We start from the raw sequence: 26112 nt of genomic DNA, 5'->3' as shown, positions 1-26112 counted from the left end.
ACCTGGCCGTATGCGCGACGCGATCAAGGAAGCGGCCCGGGCGTCGCTCCATCTCCTGAGCGGGGCCGCGATCGCGATCCTCTGCTGTCTGATGGCCGGTGTGGCCCTCTTCACGGCCTTCCTCACCGTCACCGTCATCGGCGCGGGCGTACTCCCCGAGAGCGTGCTGCTGCTGCGCAGGCTCGCCGGCTGGGAGCGGCGCCGGACCGCCGCGTGGACGGGGACGCCCGTCCCGGAGGCGTACCTTCCGCTCGAAGGCCCCCTCCCCGCGCGCGTGCGCACCGCCGTCACCGACCCCGGCACCGGGCGGGACCTGGTCTGGGCCGCCGCGCAACTGCTCTACGGCATGGTGCTCTGGTACGTCTCGCTGGTGCTGTGGCTGCCCGCGCTGATCGTCGACGGCGTGGGGACCGGGCTCGCGGGACGGCGGCCGGTGGCCCTGCCGCTGTTCGGCCGGCTCGCCGGTCTGGGGGCCGAGTGGTCGCGCACCCTGCTCACGCCCACCGCGTCCGCCGCCCGGGACGCCGCGCTCGCCGCCCGTATCGAGCAGCTCACGGCCACCCGGGCGGGCGCGATCGCCGCGCACGGCGCCGAGCTGCGCCGGATCGAACGCGATCTGCACGACGGCGCGCAGGCCCGCCTCGTGGCGCTCTCCATGCGGATCGGCCTGGCCAAGCGGGCGTACGACTCCGATCCCGCGGCGGCCCGGAAGCTCCTCGACGACGCGCAGACGCAGGCCGAGGAGGCGCTGGCCGAGCTGCGGCACGTGGTGCGGGGGATCCACCCGCCGATCCTCACCGACCGGGGCCTGACCGGGGCGGTACGGGCCCTGGCCGCGAGCAGCGGCCTGGAAGTGAGGGTGTCCGTGACGGGCCTGGCGGACGGGCACCGGGCCGGCCTCCCGCCCGCCGACGGTCACCTCCCGCCCGCCGACGGTCACCTCCCGCCCGCCGACGGTCACCTCCCGCCCGCCGACGGTCACCTCGCGCCCGCCGCCGTCGAGGCAGCCGCGTACTTCGTGGTCGCCGAGGCCCTCACCAACGCCGCCAAGCACAGCGGCGCCTCCCGCGCCTCCGTCGCCCTCACCCGTGAACCGACCGCTCTCCGCGTCCGCGTGGAGGACGAGGGCCGCGGCGGGGCCGAGGCCGGTGAGAGCGGCGGCTCCGGGCTCACCGGCATGCGCCGCCGGGTCGCCGCGCTCGACGGCACCGTACGACTGACCAGCCCCGAAGGGGGCCCGACCGTGATCGAAGTGGAGCTTCCGTGCGTGTGGTGATCGCCGAGGACAACGCCCTCCTGAGGGAGGGCCTCGTGCTGCTGCTGACGTCCTCAGGGCACGAGGTCGCCGGGGTCGCCGCCACCGGCCCCGAGATCCTGCCGCTGCTCCTGGAGCACCGCCCCGACGTGGCCGTCCTCGACGTACGGCTGCCGCCCGGCTTCCGCGACGAGGGGCTGCGCGCGGCGCTCGCGGCCCGCGAGCAGCTGCCGGAACTGCCGGTCCTCGTGCTCTCCCAGTACGTGGAGGAGACGTACGCCGCCGAGCTCCTGGGCGGCGGCGCCCGGGGCGTCGGCTACCTCCTGAAGGACCGGGTGGGCCGGGTGGACGAGTTCCTGGACGCCCTGGAACGGGTCGCGTCCGGCGGTACGGCCCTGGACCCGGAGGTCGTCACCGAACTCCTCGCCCGCCGCCGCGACGACCCGCTGGACTCCCTCACGCCCCGCGAGCGCGAGGTCCTGGAACTCATGGCCCAGGGGCACGACAACGGCACGATCGCCCGCTCGATGGTGGTGACCGAGCGGGCCGTGCACAAGCACATCGGAAATGTCTTCCTGAAGCTCGGCCTGCCGCCGACCGACAGCGGCGGCCACCGCCGGGTCCTCGCCGTGCTCGCCTACCTCAACGCCTGAGCCGTCGCCCGGGACGGGCTCACGCCCGCTGCCGCCGCGAGGGCAGGAACACGCCCGCGACCACCGTGACCACCACGGTTCCGGCGATCAGTCCGGCCTGCCCGGGCGGCAGGTACGGCAGGCCGCCCGTCAGCGCCCAGGCGAAGGCGGTCAGCGGCACCGCGCCCACCACGGCCCCGACGATCAGCCCCGTGGCGGTCAGGAAGCCCGCCTCCAGACCGAGCATCCGGCGCAGCTGACCGGCCGAGGCTCCCACCTGGCCGAGCAGCTGGTGCTCGCCGCGCCGCCCGGCTCCGATCAGGGCGAGGGTGCTGAGGACGGAGAGGAGGGTGAGCCCGCCGATCGCGGAGACGATCGCGGCCGACACGATCCCGTTCAGCTCGGCCCCGGGAGGCATCACCTGCTCGGGCGCGACGGGGGAGGCGGCATCGCCCTTCGCCGTGGACGTCGTGGACGCCGTGGACGCCAGTACGCGCGCGGGGTACGGGTCGCTCATGTGCGGGGCCAGTTCGGCCTTCGGCAGCAGGAACTCGCCGAGGGCGAGCGAGCGTTCGTACACCGCCACCACCCGCAGCCGCTTCCGGACTCCGTCGCCCAGCCGCAGCTCGACCGGCGAACCGATCCGCGCGTCCAGGGACTCGGCCATGTCCGCGCCGACCGCGACCGTCCCGGCCCCGGCGAGTCCGGCCAGGTCGCCCTCGACGACACCGGGATCGAGCGTGCCCGCAAGACCCGCCGCGTCCACGCCGAGGACCGGCAGCCGGTCGAGGCGCGGCGAACCGGCCTCCGTCCGGGCCAGGACGACCGTCGAGCGCAGCACGTCCGTCGCCGTGCCGACGCCGGGCAGCTTCCGCACCTGCTCCGCCGTCGTGCCGGAGAACGAGAGGTCCGCGGTCGTCGCGGCCCGCGCCTGCGCGTCGGCGGCCCGCTGCATCGTCGTCCCCGCCCCGAGCTGCACGAGCGCGAAGGAGGTGACGAGGACGACCGGGACGAGCGCCGCCCCGAGCCGGCGCGAGTGGGCGCTCGCCCCGGCGGCCGTGAGCCGTCCGGGCGCGCCGCCGAGCCGGCGGAACGGCCCGTCGAGGACCTTCGACGCGGCCCCGGCGATCCACGGTCCGAGCACCGCGCACCCGGCGACCAGCGTCACCGTGGCGGCCCCGGCCGCGGCGGCGGCCGCCTCACCGCCCTGGACGCCGGCCGTTCCGGCCGCCCCCGCCCCCAGCAGGAGCAGCCCGATCCCGACGGCCCGCCGCGCACCGCCCTTCCCCGGCCGCCCGGGGCGCCGGGTCGCGAAGAGGGCGACGAGCCGGGTGATGCCCACCACGAGCCCGGCGGCGAGCAGGGAGGCGGCGAACAGCCAGGGCGGGGAGGGGAGTTCGAGCCCCTCCGGTACGACTCCGGTACGGCCCCGCAGCGCCGACCACAGCCCCAGGAACACCGGTACGGCGGCGACCGCGCCGAGCAGCGCCGCGAGTCCCGCCACCCGGGTCACCTCCCGTCCGGCCGAGGCCCTGATCTGACGGGGTGTCGCACCGATGGAGAGCAGCAGTTCCCGCTCCGCGGCACGCTGCCGGAGGGCCTGCGCGACGAGCGAGGCGAGGACGAGGACGGCCACGAGGACGACGGTCCCGGAGACGGCGGCGAGGAGTTGGAGGAGCTCCACGCGCGCGGGAGGGGCGGCGAGGTGCTCGGCGCCGCCCCGGCCGTCGCCGGTGAGCGCCCGGAGCGGCCGGCCCGAGGCTGTGTCCTTGAGCCCGGCCTCGTCCAGGGCGGCCCGTACGCGCGCGTGGAGGGTGTCCACGGGGACGCCGGGTTCGGCGAGCACCCCGACGGCGTCGACGGCGCCCTGGTGTCCGGCGAGCCTCCGCGCCTCCGCCGCCGTGACGTACAGCGCGGCGGGCCCGTCGGCGACCCCGACGACCTTCCGCCCGGCGACGGTGTCCCCGACCCGGACCCCGGAACCGGCCGCGGCCGCGGACCCGGCACGGGCATCGGCCCCTGCACGGGCATCGGCCCCTGCACGGGCATCGGCCCCTGCACCGGCACCGGCACCGGCACCGGCACCGGCACCCGACCCTGAACCGACACCAGCACCAGCACCAGCACCAGCACCAGCACCGGAGCCCATCACGGCCTCGTCGGCCCGACGGGGCTCCCGCCCGGCGGTCAGCCGGTACGGGGCGAGTCGCGCCGCCTCCCAGGACCGCCCGGCGTACGTCCGCGGGTCCGGGGAACCGCCCGCCCCCGACTCCCGTACGACGAAGGTGTGGTCCGGCACCGCGGCCAGGACCCCGGGAACGGCCCGCACCACGTCCACGGCCGCGCCGGGCACCCGTACCCGCTCGGTCAGACCGGCCGTCTCCGTCGTCGGTTCGTCTCCCCACGGCTTCGCCGTCCAGCGGACCTCCTGGTCACCGGCGACGACGACGGGCGCGGCCGCGTACCGCTCCACGCGCGCGTGGCCGAGCCCGGCCGAGCCGGCGGCGAGGGCCAGGGCGCCGAGCAGCGCGGTGGTGACGGCGACGGCGGCGAACACGGCCGCCCACGCCTTCCGGTGCGCCCGCAGGGAGCGGGTGGCGAGCAGCCGGACCGCGGGGTTCGCCGACGATGTCATCGGGCCACCGCCACACGGCGGAAGCCGGCGTCGACGTGGCGGACGTGCGCGGGCGCGGGCGCGCCCAGCATCTCCCGTACCGCGGACTCGTCCGGACGGTCGAGCCGCCCGACGAGCCGGCCTCCGTCGAGGAAGACGGCCTCGTCGGTCCAGGCGGCGGCCACCGGGTCGTGGGTGACGAGGACGACGGTGGTCCCCCGCTCGTCGACCGCGCGCCGCAGCAGGGCGAGGACCCCGGCAGCCGTGACCGGGTCGAGCGCGGCGGTCGGCTCGTCGGCGAAGACGACCTCGGGTTCGTTGACCAGGGCCCGGGCGACGGCCACCCGCTGGCGCTGGCCGCCGGACAGGTTCTCCGGGTTGTCCTCGGCCCGGTCTGCGAGCCCGACCGCCGCGAGACCGGCGAGGGCGCGGGCGTCGAGTGCCCGGCCTTCGCGGGCTCCGGCGAGGAGCAGCGGCAGGGTGACGTTCTCCCGCACGGTGAGGGCGGAGACGAGGTTCAGCGACTGGAAGACGAAGCCGACCCGGTCCCGGCGGAGCCGGGTGAGACCGGCCGTCTTCAGGGTGGCGAGGTCGGTGCCGCCGATCCGTACCGTCCCGGTCGTCGGCCGTTCGAGTCCCGCGGCGCACCGCAGCAGGGTGGACTTGCCGGATCCCGACCGGCCCATCACCGCGATGAACCGGCCGCGCGGCACGACCAGGCTCACCCGGTCGAGTGCCGGGGCCCCGCGTCCGTACGTCCGTCCCACCTCGTCGAGGGCGAGGGCGGCCTCGGGGGCGTGGGCGGCGCCGCTCTCCGTCACTGCAGTCGTCTTCATACGGACAACGCTAGAAAACTGCAGGTCACAGCGGTATGGAGCTGGCTTCCGGCTTGGGGGTGGAGCTAGCTCCACCCCCACCGGGGGCAGGGAGGGTCAGCGGCGGCGCCGCGGGCCCTCGTCCTCGTCGTCGTGCGGGCCGAACAGCTCGTCCGCCAGCGTCGGCAGATCGTCGAGCGGGGTCTCCTCGGCCCAGTCGGAGCGGCGGCGCGGCCGGCCGTTCTCGTCGAGCTGGGGCAGCTCACGGGTCTGGTCGTTCGCCCCGTGCGACTCCTCCCGCGCGTCACGGAAGATGCCCTGTGGCACCCGGTCGACGGGGTCGGACGCCCGGTCGGCCCGTACGGCCGGCAGCACGGCGGTCGCATCGGTGTCCCGTACGGAGGGCAGGACCGCGGTCTCGTCCACGCCCCGTGTCTCGCGGACCTGGGGCAGGACGGTGGTCTCGGCCTCCGGCTTCGCGATCTTCACGATCGGGGTCGCCACGGTGATCTCGTCGGGCGAGACGGTCGGCGCGTCCGGCGTACGGCCCGGCCGCGCCCCCTTCGGCGCGTCCGGCTTCGTGTCCTGCCGTACGGCCGTCCGCGGGTCGGACTGCGCGGCCGCCTCGGGCTTCACGATCGGGGTCGCCTGGGTGACCTCGTTCGCCGAGAGCTCGGCGGCCTCGGCGGCGCGCGCCGCCCGTTCGGCGGCGGCCTTCCGCTCGGCCTCCGCGGCCTTCGCGGCAACCGCGGCCTTCTCCTGAGCGGCCTTCGCGTCGGCCGCGGCCCTCGCCTCGGCCTCCGCGGCCTTCTTAGCGGCCTCGGCCTTCTCGGCCGCCGCCCGCTGCCGGGCGACCTTCGCCGCCTCGGCGCGCTGGGCGGCCGCGATCTCCGCCGCGGCCCGTTCGGCCGCGGCCCGCTCCGCGGCGGCCTTGGCAGCGGCCTCGGCCGCGATCTTCTCGGCGGCGGCCTTCGCCGCGGCCTCCTCCGCCGCCTTCGCGGCAGAGGCTGCCTCGGCCATCCGGCGGGCCTCCTCGGCGCGGAGCAGGGCCTCCTCGGCCTTGCGCTGCTTCTCCAGGCGGCGCTCCTCGGCCTCGGCCCGCAGCCTGGCCTCTTCCTCGGCCTCCCTGCGGAGCCGTTCCTGCTCCTCCTGGCGGGCCTTCTCCTCGGCCGCGAGCCGCTTGCGCTCCTCCTCTGCGGCGGCCTCGGCGGCGATGCGCTCCTCCTCGGCCCGGCGCCGGGCCTCCTCGGCCTGGCGTTCGGCCTCCAGACGGCGCGCCTCTTCCTCCTCGCGCCGCTTGCGCTCCTCCTCCTCGGCACGGAGCTTGGCGAGCTGCTCCTGGCGCTCACGCTCCAGGCGCTCCTCCTCGGCCTTGCGGGCGGCCTCTTCCTCCGCCTTCCTGCGCGCCTCCTCGACGGCCTTCCGGCGGGCCTCCTCGACGGCCTTCACCTCGGCCTCGGAGAGCGGCAGCATGCGGTCGAGCCGGTGGCGCACGACGGTGGTGACGGCCTCGGGCTCCTGGCCTGCGTCGACGACGAGGTAGCGGCCGGGGTCGGCGGCGGCGAGGGCGAGGAATCCGGCCCGTACGCGCGCGTGGAACTCCGGCGGCTCGGACTCCAGGCGGTCGGGCGCCTCGGTGAACCGTTCCCGCGCGGTCTCCGGGGAGACGTCGAGGACGACCGTCAGGTGGGGGACGAGACCGTCGGTCGCCCAGCGCGAGATGCGGGCGATCTCGGTCGGGGAGAGGTCCCGGCCGGCGCCCTGATAGGCCACGGACGAGTCGATGTACCGGTCGGAGAGGACGATCGCGCCCCGCTCCAGGGCGGGCCGGACCAGGGAGTCGACGTGTTCGGCGCGGTCGGCCGCGTACAGCAGGGCCTCGGCGCGGTTCGAGAGCCCCGCCGACGACACGTCGAGGAGGATCGAGCGGAGCCGCTTGCCGATGGGGGTGGCGCCGGGTTCGCGGGTGACGACGACCTCGTGGCCCTTGGCGCGGATCCAGTCGGCGAGCGCCTGCACCTGGGTGGACTTGCCGGCCCCGTCGCCGCCCTCCAGGGCGATGAAGAAGCCGGTCGCGGAGGGCGCCTGCACCGGGTCGGAGCCGCGCAGCGCGTCGCGCAGGTCGCGGCGGAGCGGGACGCCCGCCCGGTCGTCGGCCTTGGCGAGGACGAGCGCGGCGACCGGTAGCAGCAGGGCGCCGATCAGCGCGAGCGTGAAGGCGGCGCCGCCGTGGGCGAGGACGAAGTCGCCGGAGGCGAGCCGGTGCGGGCCGATCGCGGCGGCGAGCAGCGGCGCGGCGAGCGCGCCGAGGGCCATGGCGACGCGGGCGGTGGCCTGGAGGTGCTCGGTGGTCCGGGCCCTGCGGGGCTCCTCGGTCTCCTGGTCGACGAGGGTGTGGCCGGTGTTGGCGGCGACTCCGGCCGCGTATCCGGCGAGGACGGCGAGGAACAGCACGGTCGCCGTGTCCGGGACCAGGCCCATCGCGATCAGCGCGACGCCGGTGACGGCGGTCGCGAGGGCGAGCAGCCGTCGCCGGGAGAGGACGGGCAGGACCTTGCTCGCGGTGCGGATGCCGACGGCGGTGGCACCGCTGAGCGCCAGGATCAGGAGGGCGTACGTGACCGGGCCGCCGCCCAGGTCGTAGGCGTGCAGGACGGCGACGGACGCGGCCGCGGCGATGGCCCCCGCGACGGTGGCGCAGGCCAGGACGAGCAGGGAGACGACTCCCGTGCGGCCCTTCTCGGCGGCCGGGCGGCGCAGGCCCTCCAGGGGCGAGCGGGGCCGGGGCGTCTCTCCGCCGGGCAGCGCCATCGCGTACAGCACGGTGACGGAGGCGGCGAAGAGGCCGGCGGCGACGTACGAGCCGAGGGCGGCCTGGTGCAGGGTGAACCAGTCGATTCCGGCGCCGAGCAGATTGCCGACGAGGGTGGCGACGAGCAGCACGCCGGCCGCGGCCGGGACGGCCAGGAAGCCGGTGCGCTGGGAGAGCCGGCGCAGTGCGCCGAGGTGGTCGGGCAGCGGCCGTACGGCCCCGCCCTCGATCGGCGGGGCGGGCAGCAGCGCGGGCGCGGCGCCCTCGCGGCTGATCGTCCAGAGCCGCTCGGCCGCACCGGCGACGAAGACGGTGCCGAGCAGGTACCAGAGGGCGTTGCCCGGGGTCCAGTCGATCCACAGGGGTGCGATGACGAGCAGCGCGATCCGGACACCGTCGGCGCCGATCATGGTCCAGCGCCGGTCGAGTGCTCCGCCGGGCCCGGTGAGGGCGGTCAGCGGCCCGAGGAGGACGGCTCCGAAGAGGACGGAGGCGAGCAGCCGCGCGCCGACGACGGCGGCCACGGCCAGGGCCGCACCTCGCGCGCCGCCTCCGAGCGCGCCCTCGGTGACGGCCGCCTGGAGGCCGAGGAGGACGAGCACGAGCAGGGCGAGGGCGTCACCGGTGCTGCCGACGAGCTGGGCGCTCCACAGTCTGCGCAGAGGCTGGTGGCGCAGGAGGGCGCGTACGGCACGCTCCCCGGAATCCGCGACGAGTGCGGCGTCGGAATCGCCGAGGCGGTCTGGCTGCTCTGCTCGCGTCATCCGTCCACCCTATCCGGACGGCCTGGCTCCCCGCGGCCCCCGCCCGAACATCCGGACGAGCCTGTGACAAGGCGAAGGGTGGGGCGGAGGCACGCGCCTCCACCCCACCCTTCGGGTCCCGCGAGGACTACTCGGGCTTCGCCGCGGTCGTCTTGGCCGCGGTCGTCTTCTTCGCCGTCGTCTTCTTCGCCGTCGTCTTCTTGGCGGCCGTGGCCTTGGTGGCGGTGGTCTTCTTCGCCGCCGTCTTCGTGGCCGTCTTCTTCGCGGTGGTCGCCTTCTTGGCCGGGGCCTTCTTGGCGGTCTTCTTCGCCGGCGCCTTGGCCCGCTTCTCCGCGAGCAGCTCGTAACCGCGCTCCGGCGTGATGTCCTCCACGCTGTCGCCGGTCCGCAGGGTGGCGTTGGTCTCGCCGTCCGTCACGTACGGGCCGAAGCGCCCGTCCTTGACGACCACGGGCTTCTCGCTGACCGGGTCGGTGCCCAGCTCCTTCAGCGGCGGCTTGGCCGCGGCCCGGCCCCGCTGCTTCGGCTGGGCGTAGATCGCGAGCGCCTCTTCGAGGGTGACCGTGAAGAGCTGCTCCTCCTCGGTGAGCGACCGCGAGTCCGTGCCCTTCTTCAGGTACGGGCCGTAGCGGCCGTTCTGCGCGGTGATCTCGACGCCCTCGGCGTCCGCTCCGACGACCCTGGGCAGGGACATCAGCCGGAGCGCGTCCTCCAGGGTGACGGTGTCGAGGCTCATCGACTTGAAGAGGGAGGCCGTGCGCGGCTTCACCGCGTTCTTGCCGGTCTTCGGGGTGCCCTCGGGCAGGATCTCCGTGACGTACGGGCCGTAGCGGCCGTCCTTCGCGACGATCTGGTTGCCGCTGACCGGGTCGGCGCCCAGCTCGAAGTCACCGCTCGGCTTGGCGAGCAGCTCCTCGGCGAGTTCGACGGTCAGCTCGTCGGGGGCGAGCTCCTCGGGGACGTCGGCGCGCTGGTGGCCCTCGGCCTCCTTCTCGCCGCGCTCGACGTACGGGCCGTAGCGGCCGACGCGCAGCACGATGTCGTTGCCGACGGGGAAGGAGGAGATCTCGCGGGCGTCGATCGCGCCGAGGTCGGTGACGAGCTCCTTGAGACCGCCGAGGTGGTCGCCGTCGCCGTTGCCGGCGTCCGCGGCCCCGCCGACGGCGGCCGTACCGCCCTCGGTCTCACCGAAGTAGAAACGCTTCAGCCACGGCACGGACTTGGCCTCGCCCCGCGCGATGCGGTCGAGGTCGTCCTCCATCCGGGCGGTGAAGTCGTAGTCGACGAGCCGCCCGAAGTGCGTCTCCAGGAGGTTGACGACGGCGAAGCTCAGGAAGGACGGCACGAGGGCCGTGCCCTTCTTGAAGACGTAGCCGCGGTCGAGGATCGTGCCGATGATCGACGCGTACGTCGACGGGCGGCCGATCTCGCGCTCTTCCAGCTCCTTGACCAGCGAGGCCTCGGTGTAGCGGGCCGGCGGCTTGGTCGCGTGGCCGTCCGAGGTGATCTCGTCGGCGGTCAGCGCGTCGCCCTCGGCGACCTGCGGCAGGCGCCGCTCGCGGTCGTCGAGCTCGGCGTTCGGGTCGTCGGCGCCTTCGACGTAGGCCTTCATGAAGCCGTGGAAGGTGATCGTCTTGCCGGAGGCGCTGAACTCGGCGTCGCGGCCGTCGGCGGCCCGGCCGCCGATCTTCACGGTGACCGAGTTGCCGGTCGCGTCCTTCATCTGGGAGGCGACGGTCCGCTTCCAGATCAACTCGTAGAGGCGGAACTGGTCGCCGGTCAGACCGGTCTCCGCGGGGGTGCGGAAACGATCACCCGAAGGGCGGATCGCCTCGTGCGCCTCCTGCGCGTTCTTGACCTTGCCCGCGTAGACGCGGGGCTTCTCCGGCAGGTAGTCGGCGCCGTACAGCTGCGTGACCTGCGCCCGCGCCGCCGAGACGGCGGTGTCGGAGAGGGTCGTGGAGTCCGTACGCATGTAGGTGATGAAGCCGTTCTCGTACAGCTTCTGCGCCACCTGCATGGTCGCCTTCGCACCGAAGCCCAGCTTGCGGCTCGCCTCCTGCTGGAGGGTGGTGGTCCGGAAGGGGGCGTACGGGGAGCGGCGGTACGGCTTCGACTCGACCGACCGCACGGAGAACGCGGTGTCGGCGAGCGCTGCCGCCAGGCTCCGGGCGTTCGCCTCGTCCAGGTGGAGCACGCTCTCGCTCTTGAGGCGCCCGTCGGGACCGAAGTCACGGCCCTGCGCGACCCGCTTGCCGTCGACCGCCGCGAGGCGTGCGACCAGCTGCGACGGGTCGGAGGCGTCACCGGAGCGGCCGGTGCCGAAGGTGCCGGTGAGGTCCCAGTACTCGGCGGAACGGAAGGCGATGCGCTCGCGCTCCCGCTCGACGACGAGCCGGGTGGCGACGGACTGCACACGGCCGGCCGACAGCCGGGGCATGACCTTCTTCCACAGGACCGGCGAGACCTCGTAGCCGTAGAGCCGGTCGAGGATGCGGCGGGTCTCCTGGGCGTCGACCATGCGCTGGTTCAGCTCGCGCGGGTTGGCGACGGCCTCGCGGATCGCGTCCTTGGTGATCTCGTGGAAGACCATCCGGTGGACCGGGACCTTGGGCTTCAGGACTTCCTGGAGGTGCCACGCGATGGCCTCGCCCTCGCGGTCCTCATCGGTGGCGAGGTAGAGCTCGTCGGATTCGGCGAGGAGCTCCTTGAGCTTCCTGACCTGCGCCTTCTTGTCGGCGTTGACGACATAGATGGGCTGGAAGTCGTGCTCGACGTCGACCCCGAGGCGGCGCACCTCACCGGTGTACTTCTCGGGCACCTCCGCGGCGCCGCTGGGGAGGTCTCGGATGTGCCCGACGCTCGCCTCGACGACGTAGCCGGGGCCGAGGTAGCCCTTGATCGTCTTCGCCTTGGCAGGCGACTCGACGATGACGAGTCGGCGGCCGCCGTGTGCGGCTTCGCTGGTCGGGGACAACTTCGCTCTTCTCTCCGGATCGACACTCTCTGGCACGTACGGTGCTGGCACGCACGGCAGCGGCACGGACGGTGACGCTCCCGTCGCTGCGGAGTGTGACGGTACAACCCGCCCCCGTGTCAAACGGCGAAAGCCCGCAACGGCCACTCGAACGGTAACCCGAGTTTTGGCATTCCTGCCGCCCGGACTCCCGGTCGGGCGGGGCGGGCCGTCCGCTCCGGGGGTTCCGGGGAGGGATCGGGAAGGTGATCGGGGCCTGATCCGGAGGGACCCTCCTCAGGGGTCAGAGGCGGCCGAAGCACCAGACGCCGAGGACGAGGGAGGCGGCGCCGAAGACGCTCGTCAGCGCGACCGCGGCACGCGGCGCGACCCCGTACGCCACGGGCTCACGGTGCAGTGTCCGCACGGTGGTCCACAGCAGCAGCGCGCCTCCGAACAGCGTGAACGCCGTCCCCGCGAAGATCGCCGGCCCGCTCTCCATGCCCGTACCCCGTTCCGTTCACGTGCGGTGTTCGTCTCCGCCGCCGAGGCTGACACCCCCGGGCGTCGTGGGCGCGAACTCCGGGTGAACGACGCGGAGCGGCCCGCACGGTTTCACGAAGATGGCCGGTAGTGATCCGCCTCTCGCCCCCTCTTCCGTCACATCGTGTCGAGCGTGGCCCGGCGCCGGCTGCCCCGCTCGAAGGCAGCGAGCAGGACGACGGCGAGCAGCCCCCACCCGGCGCCCACCGCGAGCTCCGCCCCGAGCAGGGCCCCGTCCAGACCGCCGCCGGCGGTCAGCCCGCGCGCCGCGTCCGCCGCGTGGGTGAGCGGCAGCAGCTCACCGGCGACCCACATCCACTCCGGCAGCGTTTCCCGGGGTACGGCCGCGCCGGTCAGCAGGAGCAGTACGGAACTGGCTACGTTCGACACGAGGAACACGTCACGGAAGCGGAGCCCGAGCGCGCCGAGGGCGAGTCCGAACGCCGAGCAGGCGCCCGCCGCGACGAGCAGCACCAGGCCGAGCCCCGGCAGGGACCCGGCGGGGACGGGCAGACCGAGGACGAGGGAGGCGGCGGTGAGCACGAAGGCACTGACGAACAGCCCGTTGAGCACGTACGGGAGGGCCCGCCCGGTCCACAGCGGGACCCGGTGCCGGGGCGAGAGCAGGACGGCGCCGAGCGTCCCGTACCGGCGCTCGTTGGCGACGGCCATCGTGCCGCCGTACACACAGGAGGCGGAAGCCGCGAGGACGGCGTTCCCGACGAGGTGGAAACGGTCGTCGGCGACGCCCAGTTCCCTGCCCAGGTAGACGAAGAAGAAGACCTGGAGAAGCGGCCCGACCAGCAGGGTTCCGATGAACATCGGCGGGGTCGTCCAGTTGAACAGCGCCCGGTAGGAGATCGCCCCGCCGACGACGACGAGCCGTGCGGTGCCGAGGAAACGGAACATGTGTCGCGTGCCTTTCAGGTGAGGGCGAGGGTGGCGGCGGCGCGCGCCCGGCGCTCCACCCGCCCGAGGACGAGGACGGCGGCCAGGGCGTAGCCGGCCCCGAGCGCGGCGGCGGCGAGCAGCGGCGTGAGCACGTCCCCGCCGGAGGTCGCCGCGTGCACGGCCCGCGCGCCCCAGGTCGTGGGCAGCGCCCAGGAGACCGGACGGGTCCAGACGGGCAGCACGGTGACGGGCACCAGGAGCCCGGACAGCAGCCACACGGGGGTGTCGAGCGGGTTCGCCAGCGCGTTGGCGTTGCGCAGCAGGACGAAGGTGGCGGCCAGCAGCAGCCCGGTCATGCCGAGCGCGAGGACGCACACCGGGACGGCGACCAGGAAGAGCAACGGGTGCGCGAAGTCGAGCGGTACGTCGAAGAGCAGCACACCCCACAGGACCGTCGCGCCCATCGCGTACGTGCCGATGACGGCGGTCGCGAGGGTGATCGGCAGCAGCACCAGCGCCAGCGGCGTCGGCGCGGCGACCAGGGTCTCCAGGGTGCCGAGCCAGCGCTGGTTCTGCACCGCGCCGCCCGAACCGAAGAGCACCGAGCCCCAGATGCCCATGAGTCCGGCCCCGACGGAGGCCGTGAGCAGCCGGTCGGGATCCCCGGCGGCCCGGAACAGATAGACGGCGAGGGTCGCGTAGACGAGCGGGACGAGGACGGCGAAGGTGATCTCGATCGGGGAGCGCGACATGTACGAGACATGGGTCCGCACCCCGACGAGGACCAGCCGCGGAACGCGCCTCAGGAGCGCGGTGTCGACGCTCATCCCGACACCGCCCCCGCCACGGCGCCGCCCGCCGCCCCCTCCGTCACGCCGCCGCCGGCCGCCTCCTCCACGATCGCGATGTAGGCGTCCTCCAGGGACGGTTCGCGGCTCGTGACCCGGCCGATCCGTACGCCGTCGAGCGCGGCCAGGACCGGCCCGTGCAGCTCGGCGGCCCCCCGCCCGGTCTGCACGGTCACGGTCTGCAGCGCGCCCCGCTCCTCCGCCGACGCGCCCCGCACCCCCGGCACCCGCCGCAGGCGGTCGAGCCGCTCCTCGTCCACCCCGTACGCCTCGATCTCCAGCACGTCCCTTTCCCGCACGAGGGACTTGAGGCTGTCGGGGGTGCCGAGGGCGCGGATCCGGCCGCCCGCGATGACGGCGATCCGGTCGCAGAGCTCGTCCGCCTCGGCCATGTAGTGGGTGGTGAGCAGAACGGTCGTACCGGCCGCTGCCAGGTCGGCGACCGTACGGCGCAGATCGCGGGCGGCGACCGGGTCGACGCCGATGGACGGCTCGTCGAGGAAGAGGACGTCGGGGCGGTGGAGCAGACCGCGGGCGATGTGGAGGCGCTGCCGCATACCGCGCGAGTAGCCCTCGACGCGCTCCTTCTCCCGGCCCAGGAGGCCGACGAGTTCGAGGAGTTCGGCGATGCGCCGCTTCTGCTCGCGGGCCGGGACGCCGTACAGCTCGGCGAAGTAGCGGAGGTTGTCGAGCGCGGAGAGCCGGTCGTACAGCCCCCGGTCGCCGCCGAAGACGTATCCGATCCGGCGGCGTACGGCGACGGGGTCGCGGGCCACGTCGTGGCCGAACACCCGGGCCGTGCCGGAGGTCGGCAGGAGCAGGGTGTTGAGCATCTTGATGGTGGTGGTCTTCCCGGCGCCGTTGGGCCCGAGGAGGCCGAACAGCTCCCCCGGCGCCACCTCGAACGTGACGCCGCGAACGGCCTCGGTCCCGGTCCGCCGGGACTTCGGCAGGCCGGTCCCGCTGGTGTAGGTGCGGCGCAGCGCGTCCGCCTCGATTGCGAGCATGCGCCGGACGGTAGGAGCCCGCGGAGGGGCCCGGCCATCGATTCGGGAACCCCCGAATCGTCGGGCACGGCAGGCCCGCGGGCCTGCGCCGCCGCCCGGGGCAGCGCGGGGACGGCTCGTGGGGCCCGCGCCATCTCGCTTGAGGCACGCGGAGAGTCATGCCACCGCGCGGGACCCGGGGGCCTACGCCACCGCGTGCAGCACGCCCTCCCCCGCGAGCAGGGCGAGCAGCGAGCGGCCCATGTCCGTGAGCTGGTAGTACACCGAGCGCCCGACCCGGTGCCGGGTCACCACACCGGCCTCCGACAGCACCGACAGGTGCTCCGAGACCGTGCTGGGCGCCAGCCCGAGACGGTCGGCGAGCCCGGCCGTGGTCAGCGGCCCGCCCAGCTCGCGCAGGACCGCCGCACGGCCCCGGCCCAGCATCAGACCGAGCCGGTCCTCGGCGGTGGGCTCGGGCGGTTCGCGCAGGGCGCCGGCGCCCCGGGCCTGGAAGCCGACCGCCATCACCTCGGGGTCGTCCGTGGAGTAGAGCCGGCAGCCCTCGGCGAAGACCATCGGCACGAGGACGAGCCGGCGCTCCCCGGCCGCGTACTCGGCCTCGAGGTACTTGGTGAGTTCGAGGACGGGCGGATCCCACCGCGCCCGCGACTCCAGGCCGGCGAACAGCGCGTCGACGCCCTCGGTCGCGAACGTCCTGGCGCGGACCAGCACTTCGTCCTCGACGAGTCGCCGCATCGTCGGCCAGTACGGCTCGATCGCGCCCTCCCAGTAGGCCGCGTACGCGTCGGCGAGCGCCGCGCAGGCCGCCTCGGGGTCCTTCAGATACGGCTGGACGAAGGGCGCGTCGGCCATGCCGGGGTAGCAGGCGGCGACCTGTTCGCGGACGAACGCGGGGTCGGTGGCCCGCAGCAGGTCGAGCTCCTCCCGGACGTGGACGGTGCCGACGGGCCGGGGCAGCAGGAAGTCTGAGACCTCGTACCGGCCGTCGGCGAAGAGGTCCCACAGCGGCCGGAGCCGGTCGTCCTCGCGCCACACCTCGCGCGCCTGCCCGACCCACTCCTGGTACGGCCAGGAGGGGTGCCGGTGCGGCAGCGCGAGGTGCATCGAGCAGAACGCGTCCCGCAGCGGGCTGATCGCGATCCGCGTCGCCCCGAGCGAGGCCTCGTCCAGCTCGATGCGTATCAAGCGCCGTCCTCCTCGGAGGTCTCCTCGCCCACGGGCAGCAGGAAGCCCTCCTCCACGAGCAGCCGGATCGCCTGCGGGGTGCGGTCCCGCAGTATCACCGGATCCTCGCCCATCAGCTGCCCGATCGCGTCGAGGATGCGGCCCGCGCTGAGGGTGCCGTCGCAGACACCGGCGAACCCGGCGCCGACGTGGTCGACCCTGGTGGCGCGGCGCATGCCCCGGTTCTGCCGGAGGACCACGTGCTCGGGGTCCTCCGCGCCGGGGAGCCCGACCTGCTCCTGCACCACCTCGGGCGCGAGCGTGAACCGGCCGGCGAGGAGCGCGGCGTCGTCACGGGTGCGCAGATAGTCCTGGCGCTCGAAGTGGGCGAGCACGGTGGGGCCGAGGGGCTGCTCGACGGGGTGCGGCCACTCCTCGACGACGATCGAGGGCTCGACGGCGCCGGAGGCCACCGCCCCGTTCCGCCGGATCGTGATCCAGCCGAAGCCCACCGCACGGGTCTTGCGGGCCTCGAACTCGTCGAGCCAGCGCCCGTACGCCTCCTCGTACGCGTCCGGGTCACCGCGGTGGTCGCCGCTGTCCCGCAGCCAGAGCTCCGCGTACTGGGTGATGTCCTGGACCTCGCGCTGCACGATCCAGGCGTCGCAGCCGGCGGGCACCCAGGACCGCAGCCGGTCCTGCCACTCCTCGCCCTCGACGTGCTGCCAGTTGGCGAGGAACTGGGCGTGGCCGCCGTCGTTGAGCCGCTCGCCGGCCTGCTGCACGAGCGTGCGGCACAGGTCGTCGCCGCCCATCCCGCCGTCCCGGTAGGTCAGCCGGGCGCCGGGGGAGATCACGAACGGCGGGTTGGAGACGATCAGGTCGTACGTGTCGCCGTCGACCGGCTCGAACAGCGAGCCCGTGAGCAGCTCGGCCTCCCGCGCCCCGGAGAGCGCGAGCGTGAGCCGGGTGAAGTCCAGGGCCCGCGGGTTGAGGTCGGTGGCGGTGACCAGGGTGGCGTGCTGGGCGGCGTGCAGCGCCTGGATGCCGGAGCCGGTGCCGAGGTCGAGCGCGGCGGAGACCGGCCTACGGACCGTGATGCCGGCGAGCGTGGTGGACGCCCCGCCGACGCCGAGGACGACCCCTTCGTCCTTCTTCCCGATGCCTCCGGCTCCGCCGACGGCGCAGCCCAGGTCGGAGACGATGAACCAGTCCTCGCCGTCCGGTCCGCCGTACGGCCGGACGTCGACCGTCGCGGAGACCGTGTCGTCCTCGCGGACCACCCAGCCGTCGGCGAGGGCCTCGGCGAGCGGCAGCGCGGCCGCCGCCCGCTCGTGCCCGACGGACTGCTGGAGCAGGAAGAGCCGGACGAGGGTCTCCAGCGGGGAGTCGCCGCGGGTGGCGCGCAGGGCGGGCACGGTCTCGCTGCGCGCGAGCGCCGCGTAGGCCGGGGCGCCGAGCCGGTCGAGCAGTCCGTCGGCGGTGAAGTCGGCGGCGAGGAGAGCCTCGCGCAGACGGGCGGCGTGCGCGGGCACCGGGAGGCGGGGAGGCAGGCTGGTCGTACTCACCGCTCCATTGTGACCGCCGCCACCGACAACCGGGCGGCCGACCCGTCGACGGACTGCCTCGGCGTCCCCGCGACGCGCGCCGCCGGTGCGATGCGGGCCGCCCGCGCGGTCCGCGCCGGACGCCGGGACGCCCCGGGGCCGACGTTCCGGCCCCGGGGTGCGGGGACTTCAGAGGCTCCGGAGTGCCGGGGCTTCAGAGGCTCCGGGGAGAGCCGAGGGCGCCGCCCTCGGTCTCCGCCGGGCGGATCTACTCGCTCTTGGCCGTCGTCGGCTTCTTGGTCGGCTTCTTGGAGGTCTTCCCGGTGGGCTCGGACTCCTCGGAATCCGGCGACTCCGAGGAGTCCGAACCCTTGTCGGAGGTGTCGGAGGTGTCGGAGGTGGAGCCGGGCTTCGGCGACGCCGAACCGGAGGCCTTCGGCGGGGTGGAGGCCGTGGGCTTCTGGCAGCCGGGCTGCTTGGCCATCGCCTGGCCCAGCTCGCCCTCCTCCAGCTTGGACAGGGCGTTCTGGTCCATCTTCTCGATCTTGGTCAGACCGTCGGCGACGTCCTGGAGGCCGTCCGCGAACTTCTGCTGGTTCGTCGGGTCCAGCGCGTCGACCTGCTTCTTGAGCCCCTCGTACGCCACCGCGGTCGCGTTGAGCTCCTTGATCGCGTCCTGCTGGACCTTCTCACCGTTCTCGACCGGCGGGGCCCCGGCGCTCTCGACGGCCTTGGCCAGCGCCCGGTCCGCGTTGGCGATGTCCTGGAACGCCTTCGAGTCGGCGGCCTGGATCTCGGCGGGCTTGCTGTCGGCAGCCGTCGAGATGATGATCTGGTGGGCGTCGGCCCGCTTCTGGATCTGGGGCTTCGCCTGGTCGCAGAACGTCTTCGCCCAGTCGTCCACCTTGTTGCCCTCGTCGTCGCTGCAACCCGACAGCGCGAGCACCAGTACCGCGCCGCCGGACAGTGCGGCCGCAAGCTTCTTGTTCAACGGATCGGTCCCTTCCAAGGCTCTCGGCCCCGGAACATACACGCCGAACGGGCTACTTCCACCTTTCGTACGACTGATTCGCCCCGTATTGCAGTCTTTCGAACCAAGCGAGAGACCTCTCACGCACCCCGGACGCGCCCGGGAATGAGACGGACGCCACGTCAGGCGACCGTCACCGAACGCCTCTTGGAGACCCCCACGGCGACGATGACGACGAGCAGCGCGAACACCGCGATCCCCGTCCGCAGACCGACGCTGGCATCACCCCCGTAACTGAACCTGACGACCGCCGGGGCGATGAGCAGCGCGACCAGATTCATCACCTTCAGAAGCGGGTTGATCGCCGGACCCGCGGTGTCCTTGAACGGGTCGCCGACCGTGTCCCCGATGACGGTGGCCTCGTGCGCCTCGCTGCCCTTGCCGCCGTGATTCCCGTCCTCGACCAGCTTCTTCGCGTTGTCCCAGGCCCCACCGGAGTTGGCGAGGAAGACCGCCATCAGCGCGCCCGTGCCGATCGCCCCCGCGAGATACGCGCCGAGCGCGCCGACGCCGAGCGCGAAGCCGACCGCGATCGGGGCCATCACCGCGAGCAGTCCGGGCGTGACGAGTTCACGCAGCGCGTCCTTGGTGCAGATGTCGACGACCCGCCCGTACTCCGGCTTCTCGGTGTAGTTCATGATCCCGGGGTGCTCACGGAACTGCCGCCGCACCTCGTAGACGACCGATCCGGCCGACCGGGACACGGCGTTGATCGCGAGCCCCGAGAAGAGGAAGACGACGGCCGCGCCGAGGATCAGCCCGAAGAGGTTGTTGGGCTGCGAGATGTCCATCGAGAGTGTCAACTCGTCCGCCTTCGCGCCGACCTCGGCGACCGAGGTCGCGATGGCGTCCCGGTACGAGCCGAACAGCGCCGAGGCCGCGAGCACGGCGGTGGCGATGGCGATGCCCTTGGTGATGGCCTTCGTCGTGTTGCCGACGGCATCCAGATCGGTGAGGACCTGGGCCCCCGCACCCCGGACGTCACCCGACATCTCCGCGATGCCCTGGGCGTTGTCGGCGACCGGGCCGAAGGTGTCCATGGCGACGATCACGCCGACGGTGGTGAGCAGGCCCGTGCCCGCGAGGGCGACCGCGAACAGCGCCAGCATGATCGAGGCACCGGCGAGCAGGAACCCCCCGTACACGGCCAGCCCGATGAGCAGCGCCGTGTAGACGGCGGACTCCATCCCGAGGGCCACGCCCGCGAGGACGACGGTCGCCGGGCCGGTGAGCGAGGACTTGCCGACGTCCCTGACCGGCCGCCGGCTCGTCTCGGTGAAGTAGCCGGTGAGCTGCTGGATGAACGCGGCGAGGACGATGCCGAGCGCGACGGCGACCAGGGCGAGGACCCGGGGGTCGCCCGCGTGCTCGTGGATGCCCGGAACGGTGACGCCCTTCAGCTCGGCGTAGGACGACGGCAGGTACACGAAGGAGGCGACGGCCACACCGGCGAGCGAGATCACCGCCGAGACGAGGAATCCGCGGTTGATCGCGCTCATCCCGCCGCGGTCACCGTGCCGGGGCGAGACCGCGAAGATGCCGATGACGGCGGTGATCACGCCGATCGCGGGCACGATCAGGGGAAACGCGAGGCCGTGGTCGCCGAAGGCCGCCTTGCCGAGGATGAGCGCGGCGACCAGGGTCACGGCGTACGACTCGAAGAGATCGGCCGCCATGCCCGCGCAGTCGCCGACGTTGTCGCCCACGTTGTCGGCGATGGTGGCCGCGTTGCGCGGGTCGTCCTCGGGGATGCCCTGCTCGACCTTGCCGACCAGGTCGGCGCCGACATCGGCGGCCTTGGTGAAGATGCCGCCGCCCACACGCATGAACATGGCGATGAGCGCGGCCCCCAGCCCGAATCCCTCCAGCACCTTGGGCGCGTCGGCGGCGTAGACGAGCACCACACAGGCCGCCCCGAGCAGCCCGAGGCCCACCGTGCACATGCCGACGACCCCGCCCGTACGGAACGCGATCCGCATCGCCCGGTGCGCGACCTCGGTCAGATTCCTCTCCGGCTCGCCCTCGGCCGGCGTGGCCTCCCTCGCGGCCGCGGCGACCCGCACGTTCGCCCGTACGGCGAGCCGCATGCCGATGTACCCGGTGACCGCCGAGAACAACGCCCCGACCAGGAAGAACAGAGAACGTCCGGCACGCTGGGACCAGTTGTCCGCGGGCAGGAGCATCAGCAGGAAGAACACGGCGACCGCGAAGACGGCGAGGGTCCGCAGCTGCCGCGCGAGGTAGGCGTTGGCCCCCTCCTGCACCGCGGCGGCGATCTCCCTCATCCTCTCGGTTCCCTCACCGGCCTTGAGTACCTGACGGGCGAGGAGCCGTGCGACGAGGAGCGCGGCGAGAGCGACGGCGCCGACGACGTACACGATCGTCCGGTTCCCGCTCGTGAGCACCGCCGCGGCGAGAGTGGTGGGGTACATGGGGACGGATCATAGGGAGGCAAACCGGTACGGACGGGGATGCCGGAGGCCCACCGCGCGGATGCACCAATCCGGCCCCGGCCGCGTCGGCACGACGAGAAGAGGCCCTGCGGGGCAGGGCCTCTTCTCGTCGTACTTCCCGCAACGCGTGTACGGGTCAGGACAGGACGTCCGCCGAATTCACCGGCCAGCTCATCCGGATCGTGCCGCCGTCCTCGCCCGCGCTCACCTCGACGTCGTCGACGAGCCCGCGGATCACCGCGAGGCCCATCTCGTCCTCACCGTCGGCGTCGTCGAACTCCTCGGCCGGGGCCGAGGCACGCGCGCCGGGGACACCGGCGGCATCGGCCGCCGCGACCCCCGCGCCCGGGACCTCGTCGCCGACCTCGATGGAGAACGTCTTCTCCTCCTCGGTCAGCACGACCCGGATGGGTGTGGTGACGTCGTTGCTGCGGTGCAGCCCGACCGCACGAGAACACGCCTCGCCGACGGCGAGACGCACCTCGTCGAGGACCGCCTCGTCCACCCCGGCCCGTCTCGCGACCGCGGCGGCCACGAGACGGGCCGTACGGACGTGCTCGGGCTGAGCGCTGAAGCGGAGTTCAACGGTGGCCATGCGAACCCCCTGGGCTCAGTCGACGGCGTTGACGGCCTCGTCGACCGAGGTGTGGATCGGGAACACCTTGGTGAGACCCGTGATCCGGAAAATCTTGAGAATGCGCTCCTGGTTGCAGACCAGACGCAGCGAGCCCTCGTGCGCGCGAACGCGCTTCAGGCCGCCGACGAGCACACCGAGGCCCGTGGAGTCGAGGAAATCCACGCCCTCCATGTCGACAACCAGGTGGTAGCTGCCGTCGTTCACCAACTCGACCAACTGCTCGCGCAGCTTGGGCGCGGTATACACATCAATCTCGCCACCGACCTCGACGACCGTACGGTCACCACCAGCGCCGGACACATTGCGAGTCGACAGGGACAGGTCCACGGATCCTCCAGCACCTTGCTATCGAACGATCGTCCCCACTGGGTCTCCCGGGCGGGAGTCAGGGAACTGATCGCCAGCCGCGATGGCATTCAATCACTTACCAGCAGCCATGCACGACGCCTTGGAAGCATTGTCCGTCATGGCAGTGACACACTCGGTGCCGATGGCCAAGAATCAGCGCCCCCGTCGCCCGGCCGGGGACACGGGCAGCCGCCCCTCCCCCGGCATGGTCCTCGACCGGCTCTCCTCGGGCGAGAGCCGGGCCGCGCGCATCACTCATACGGAGCACATGCCCGCCCGGGAGGGTCGTCATGCCGTCTGGCCGCACCGCATCCGTCCGGAGGTGATCGCGGCGATCCAGGCGGCCGGGATCGAGCACCCCTGGGCCCACCAGGCGGAGGCCGCCGAGCACGCCCTGGACGGCGAATCCGTGGTGATCGCCACCGGTACGGCCTCGGGCAAGTCGCTCGCCTACCTCGCCCCGGTCCTCAGCACCCTCCTGGACGGCTCGGAGGCCCCCAACGGACGCGGGACCACCGCCCTGTACCTGTCGCCCACCAAGGCCCTCGCCGCCGACCAGCGGCGCGCCGTGCGGGAACTGGCCGCCCCGCTCGGCAACCGGATCCGCCCCGCCGTCTACGACGGCGACACCCCCGTCGAGGAACGCGAGTGGGTCCGCCAGTACGCGAACTACGTGCTGACCAATCCCGACATGCTGCACCGGGGCATACTCCCCTCCCACCCCAGGTGGTCCTCCTTCCTGCGCTCCCTGCGCTATGTCGTGATCGACGAGTGCCACACCTACCGGGGCGTCTTCGGCTCCCACGTCGCCCAGGTACTGCGCCGCCTGCGCCGGATCTGCGCCCGGTACGGCTCCGAGCCGGTCTTCCTCCTCGCCTCCGCCACCTCCGCCGAGCCCGCCCTCGCCGCCGGCCGCCTGACCGGCCTCCGGATCACCGAGGTATCCGACGACGCCTCCCCGCGCGGCGAGCTGGTCTTCGCCCTGTGGGAGCCGCCGCTGACCGAGCTGCACGGCGAGCGCGGCGCGCCCGTACGCCGCACCGCCACCGCCGAGACGGCGGACCTGCTGACCGATCTGACCCGGCAGGGTGTGCGCTCGGTCGCCTTCGTCCGCTCCCGGCGCGGCGCCGAACTGATCTCGGTGATCGCCCAGGAACGGCTCGCCGAGACCGACCGCTCGCTCGCCCGCCGGGTCGCCGCCTACCGCGGCGGCTACCTGCCCGAGGAGCGCCGGGCCCTGGAGCGGGCCCTGCACTCCGGCGAGCTCCTCGGCCTGGCCGCCACGACCGCCCTGGAGCTGGGCGTGGACGTCTCGGGCCTGGACGCGGTCCTGATCGCCGGCTACCCGGGCACCCGGGCCTCCCTCTGGCAGCAGGCGGGCCGCGCCGGTCGCTCCGGCGAGGGCGCCCTCGCGATCCTGATCGCCCGCGACGACCCGCTGGACACCTTCCTGGTCCACCACCCCGAGGCGATCTTCGACCAGCCCGTCGAGTCGACCGTCCTCGACCCCGACAACCCCTACGTCCTCGCCCCCCATCTGTGCGCCGCCGCGGCGGAGCTCCCGCTGACCGAACCCGACCTGGCCCTCTTCGGCCCGGCCGTCCCCGACCTGCTGCCCCAGCTGGAGGGCGCCGGACTGCTGCGCCGCCGCTCCACCGGCTGGTACTGGACCCGCCGCGAGCGGGCCGCCGACCTCACCGACATCCGGGGCGGCGGCGGCAGCCCCGTCCGCATCGTCGAGTCCGGCACCGGCCGGCTGCTCGGCACGGTCGACGAGGCCGCCTCCCACACCGCCGTCCACGAGGGCGCCGTCCACCTCCACCAGGGCCGCACCTACCTGGTGCGGGAGCTCGACCTGAAGGACTCCGTGGCCCTCGTGGAGGAGGCCGTCCCGCCGTACTCCACCACCGCCCGCGACACCACCTCCATCGCCGTTCTGGACACCGAGACCGAGATCCCCTGGGGAACCGGCCGGCTCTGCTTCGGCTCCGTCGAGGTCACCAACCAGGTCGTCTCCTTCCTGCGCCGCCGTCTGATCACCGGCGAGGTCCTCGGCGAGACCAAGCTCGACCTGCCGCCCCGCACCCTGCGCACCCGGGCCGTGTGGTGGACGGTCACCGAGGACCAGCTCGACGCCGCCCGGATCACCCCGGAGATCCTCGGAGGCGCCCTGCACGCCGCCGAGCACGCCTCCATCGGCATGCTGCCGCTCTTCGCCACCTGCGACCGCTGGGACATCGGCGGCGTCTCCGTACCGCTCCACCCCGACACCCTGCTGCCCACCGTCTTCGTGTACGACGGGCACCCGGGCGGCGCGGGCTTCGCCGAGCGCGCCTTCCACACGGCCCGCGCCTGGCTGACGGCCACCCGGGAGGCCATCGCCTCCTGCGAGTGCGAGGCGGGCTGCCCCTCCTGCATCCAGTCCCCGAAGTGCGGCAACGGCAACGACCCGCTCCACAAGCGCGGCGCGGTACGCCTCCTCACGGAACTCCTGAGGGAGGCCCCGCAGGCCCCGCAGTCGAAGACCCCGCTGGCCGAGGAGGCGCCCCAGGAGGCCCCTGCGGGCCCTGAGGGCCCGCCCGCGACCTGACCTCCGGCCGGTAGGGACCGCGTACGACCCGGGCGGTCACCTCGGCCACCTCGCCCCGCACCGCACACCCCAGCAGCTCGGCGCCCTGCGCGGCGGCCACCCGGGAGGCGGCGGCACACGCCTCGGCCTCGCCCCACAGTGCCCGGTCGGCGGCGGCGAGCGCCGCCAGATCGGCGGCCCCACCGGCCCTGTGCCGGGCCGCCATCGCCTGTCCGAGCGCGAGCACCGCCCCGAACACCACACAGAGCGCACAGGCCGCGAACGCCGTCCACACACTCGCCGCACCCCGGTCGCCCCGGAGACCGCCCCGGCTTCGGACGCCTATCCGGTTCCGGACGCCTACCCGGGTCTGCCGGCCGGCCCGGGTCCGAGTGCCGATCCGGGTCCCGGCGCCCATCCGGGTGACGCGGCCCTCGGCGCCGGCCGTCACGACGGCCCCCCGGGGTCCCGGCTCCCCGCCCCTGCGTCCGTGCCCGAGGCTGTGTCCGGGGCCGGGCCCGGGGCTGGGGCTGGGGCTGGGGCTGGGCCCGGGGCTGGGGCTGGGGCTGGGGCCGCGAGCGTCGTGTCCTCCGCGAGGGCCGCCGCTTCCGCTCTCAAGGTCACCCCCATGCCCCGGGGGCCCGGCGCCGCGGCCTCCACCGTCACCCTCCACAGCTCCCCCGACCGTGTCACCGAGACCCGGGCTCCCTCCGGTGCGGCGGCCCGGGCGGCCGACTCGGCGGAGGCCACGGGCTCGGAGCGGGCCGCGGCCCGTGCCCCGGCCCGCGCGGCGTCCACGCACCGGATCTGCGCCGCGGCCGCCGCCAGCGCCCAGAGCAGGGTCACCGTGAAGAGGGCGAGGACGGGCAGCACCATCGCCGCCTCCACGGTCACGAAACCCCGGTCAGAACGGCGCATCGAGAGCCTTCCCGATCACCGATTCCAGCGCTCCCGACACCGTCTCGCTGGTCACGATCTTGTAGAGCACCGCGGCGAACCCCGCCGCGGCGATCGTCCCCACCGCGTACTCGGACGTGGTCATCCCCGCGTCGCGGCGCACGGCCTCCCGCCGCACCCGCCACCAACCCCGCACCGCCGCCCTGCCTGCCGCGCCTGCCATGCCTGCCTTGCCTGCCTTGCCTGCCATGCCGATCTCCTCGGTCCGTCGTGCCTCGTCCTGCCGCGCCGCGTCTTGTCGTGCCTTCTCGTGCTGCGTCCTGCTCC

20 protein-coding genes are annotated in these 26112 nt (G+C 73.9%); 3 read left to right on the top strand and 17 right to left on the bottom strand.

Features of this window, described 5'->3' with window-relative positions:
• The first annotated feature begins 10 nt into the window (after positions 1-10).
• Both ACH4MY_RS07930 and ACH4MY_RS07925 read left to right on the top strand, forming a co-directional pair.
• Positions 11-1276: a sensor histidine kinase gene (locus ACH4MY_RS07930; protein ID WP_397999032.1), complete on the top strand. Its 1266-nt coding sequence runs from the start codon at positions 11-13 to the stop codon at positions 1274-1276.
• Complete coding sequence (locus ACH4MY_RS07925) at positions 1264-1908, top strand: LuxR C-terminal-related transcriptional regulator (protein WP_397999029.1); 645 nt, start codon at positions 1264-1266, stop codon at positions 1906-1908. The genes ACH4MY_RS07930 and ACH4MY_RS07925 overlap by 13 nt, the downstream gene beginning before the upstream one ends.
• 19 nt (positions 1909-1927) lie before the next feature.
• Here the strand turns inward: ACH4MY_RS07925 and ACH4MY_RS07920 are convergent, their stop codons facing one another.
• From ACH4MY_RS07920 to ACH4MY_RS07855, 14 genes are all read right to left on the bottom strand, one after another.
• A complete protein-coding gene (locus tag ACH4MY_RS07920; protein WP_397999026.1) occupies positions 1928-4522 on the bottom strand; it encodes an FtsX-like permease family protein in 2595 nt (864 codons plus the stop codon).
• Positions 4519-5337, bottom strand: a complete 819-nt coding sequence (locus ACH4MY_RS07915; protein WP_397999023.1) for an ABC transporter ATP-binding protein — start codon at positions 5335-5337, stop codon at positions 4519-4521. The genes ACH4MY_RS07920 and ACH4MY_RS07915 overlap by 4 nt, the downstream gene beginning before the upstream one ends.
• Positions 5338-5433: 96 nt before the next feature.
• On the bottom strand, positions 5434-8892 hold the full coding sequence (gene tmk, locus ACH4MY_RS07910; protein ID WP_397999020.1) for a dTMP kinase: 3459 nt from the start codon (positions 8890-8892) through the stop codon (positions 5434-5436).
• Between the two features lie 127 nt (positions 8893-9019).
• Positions 9020-11869: a type I DNA topoisomerase gene (gene topA / locus ACH4MY_RS07905; RefSeq protein WP_397999017.1), complete on the bottom strand. Its 2850-nt coding sequence runs from the start codon at positions 11867-11869 to the stop codon at positions 9020-9022.
• Between the two features lie 283 nt (positions 11870-12152).
• The gene (locus ACH4MY_RS07900; RefSeq protein ID WP_397999015.1) at positions 12153-12350 is read right to left on the bottom strand and encodes a hypothetical protein; all 198 of its coding nucleotides are present in this window, start codon (positions 12348-12350) and stop codon (positions 12153-12155) included.
• Positions 12351-12508: 158 nt separating this feature from the next.
• Entirely contained in the window at positions 12509-13300 is a 792-nt protein-coding gene (locus ACH4MY_RS07895; protein WP_397999012.1) for an ABC transporter permease, read from the bottom strand.
• A gap of 14 nt (positions 13301-13314) precedes the next feature.
• On the bottom strand, positions 13315-14109 hold the full coding sequence (locus tag ACH4MY_RS07890) for an ABC transporter permease (RefSeq protein ID WP_397999009.1): 795 nt from the start codon (positions 14107-14109) through the stop codon (positions 13315-13317).
• On the bottom strand, positions 14106-15137 hold the full coding sequence (locus ACH4MY_RS07885; protein ID WP_397999006.1) for an ATP-binding cassette domain-containing protein: 1032 nt from the start codon (positions 15135-15137) through the stop codon (positions 14106-14108). Before ACH4MY_RS07885 ends, ACH4MY_RS07890 begins: the two co-directional genes overlap by 4 nt.
• 183 nt (positions 15138-15320) lie before the next feature.
• Positions 15321-16325, bottom strand: a complete 1005-nt coding sequence (locus tag ACH4MY_RS07880) for an ArsR/SmtB family transcription factor (protein ID WP_397999003.1) — start codon at positions 16323-16325, stop codon at positions 15321-15323.
• On the bottom strand, positions 16322-17872 hold the full coding sequence (locus tag ACH4MY_RS07875) for a methyltransferase (protein WP_397999001.1): 1551 nt from the start codon (positions 17870-17872) through the stop codon (positions 16322-16324). The genes ACH4MY_RS07880 and ACH4MY_RS07875 overlap by 4 nt, the downstream gene beginning before the upstream one ends.
• Before the next feature lie 247 nt (positions 17873-18119).
• Positions 18120-18842 (bottom strand): small secreted protein, encoded by a 723-nt coding sequence (locus tag ACH4MY_RS07870; RefSeq protein ID WP_397998998.1) that lies wholly within the window; start codon positions 18840-18842, stop codon positions 18120-18122.
• Positions 18843-19003: 161 nt separating this feature from the next.
• Positions 19004-21313, bottom strand: a complete 2310-nt coding sequence (locus ACH4MY_RS07865; RefSeq protein ID WP_397998995.1) for a sodium-translocating pyrophosphatase — start codon at positions 21311-21313, stop codon at positions 19004-19006.
• 157 nt (positions 21314-21470) lie between these two features.
• Complete coding sequence (locus ACH4MY_RS07860) at positions 21471-21929, bottom strand: ATP-binding protein (protein ID WP_397998992.1); 459 nt, start codon at positions 21927-21929, stop codon at positions 21471-21473.
• A gap of 15 nt (positions 21930-21944) precedes the next feature.
• Positions 21945-22298: an STAS domain-containing protein gene (locus tag ACH4MY_RS07855; protein WP_015034520.1), complete on the bottom strand. Its 354-nt coding sequence runs from the start codon at positions 22296-22298 to the stop codon at positions 21945-21947.
• A gap of 82 nt (positions 22299-22380) precedes the next feature.
• Between ACH4MY_RS07855 and ACH4MY_RS07850 the strand changes: the two genes are divergently transcribed.
• Positions 22381-24909 (top strand): DEAD/DEAH box helicase, encoded by a 2529-nt coding sequence (locus ACH4MY_RS07850; RefSeq protein ID WP_397998989.1) that lies wholly within the window; start codon positions 22381-22383, stop codon positions 24907-24909.
• On the opposite strand, the gene ACH4MY_RS07845 is transcribed toward ACH4MY_RS07850, so the two are convergent.
• The 3 genes from ACH4MY_RS07845 to ACH4MY_RS07835 are packed head-to-tail and all read right to left on the bottom strand — an operon-like array spanning position 24800 to position 26035.
• Positions 24800-25306 (bottom strand): Rv3654c family TadE-like protein, encoded by a 507-nt coding sequence (locus tag ACH4MY_RS07845; RefSeq protein WP_397999422.1) that lies wholly within the window; start codon positions 25304-25306, stop codon positions 24800-24802. The genes ACH4MY_RS07850 and ACH4MY_RS07845 overlap by 110 nt on opposite strands.
• A 29-nt stretch (positions 25307-25335) precedes the next feature.
• Complete coding sequence (locus ACH4MY_RS07840; protein WP_397999420.1) at positions 25336-25764, bottom strand: TadE family type IV pilus minor pilin; 429 nt, start codon at positions 25762-25764, stop codon at positions 25336-25338.
• 28 nt (positions 25765-25792) lie between these two features.
• A complete protein-coding gene (locus tag ACH4MY_RS07835) occupies positions 25793-26035 on the bottom strand; it encodes a DUF4244 domain-containing protein (protein ID WP_397998986.1) in 243 nt (80 codons plus the stop codon).
• Positions 26036-26112: the final 77 nt, after the last annotated feature.

Source organism: Streptomyces sp. NPDC017246 (assembly GCF_044331325.1).
GTDB lineage: Bacteria > Actinomycetota > Actinomycetes > Streptomycetales > Streptomycetaceae > Streptomyces.
The sequence above is the reverse complement of the archived record's forward strand: the minus strand, read 5'-3'. Positions and strand labels throughout refer to the sequence as shown.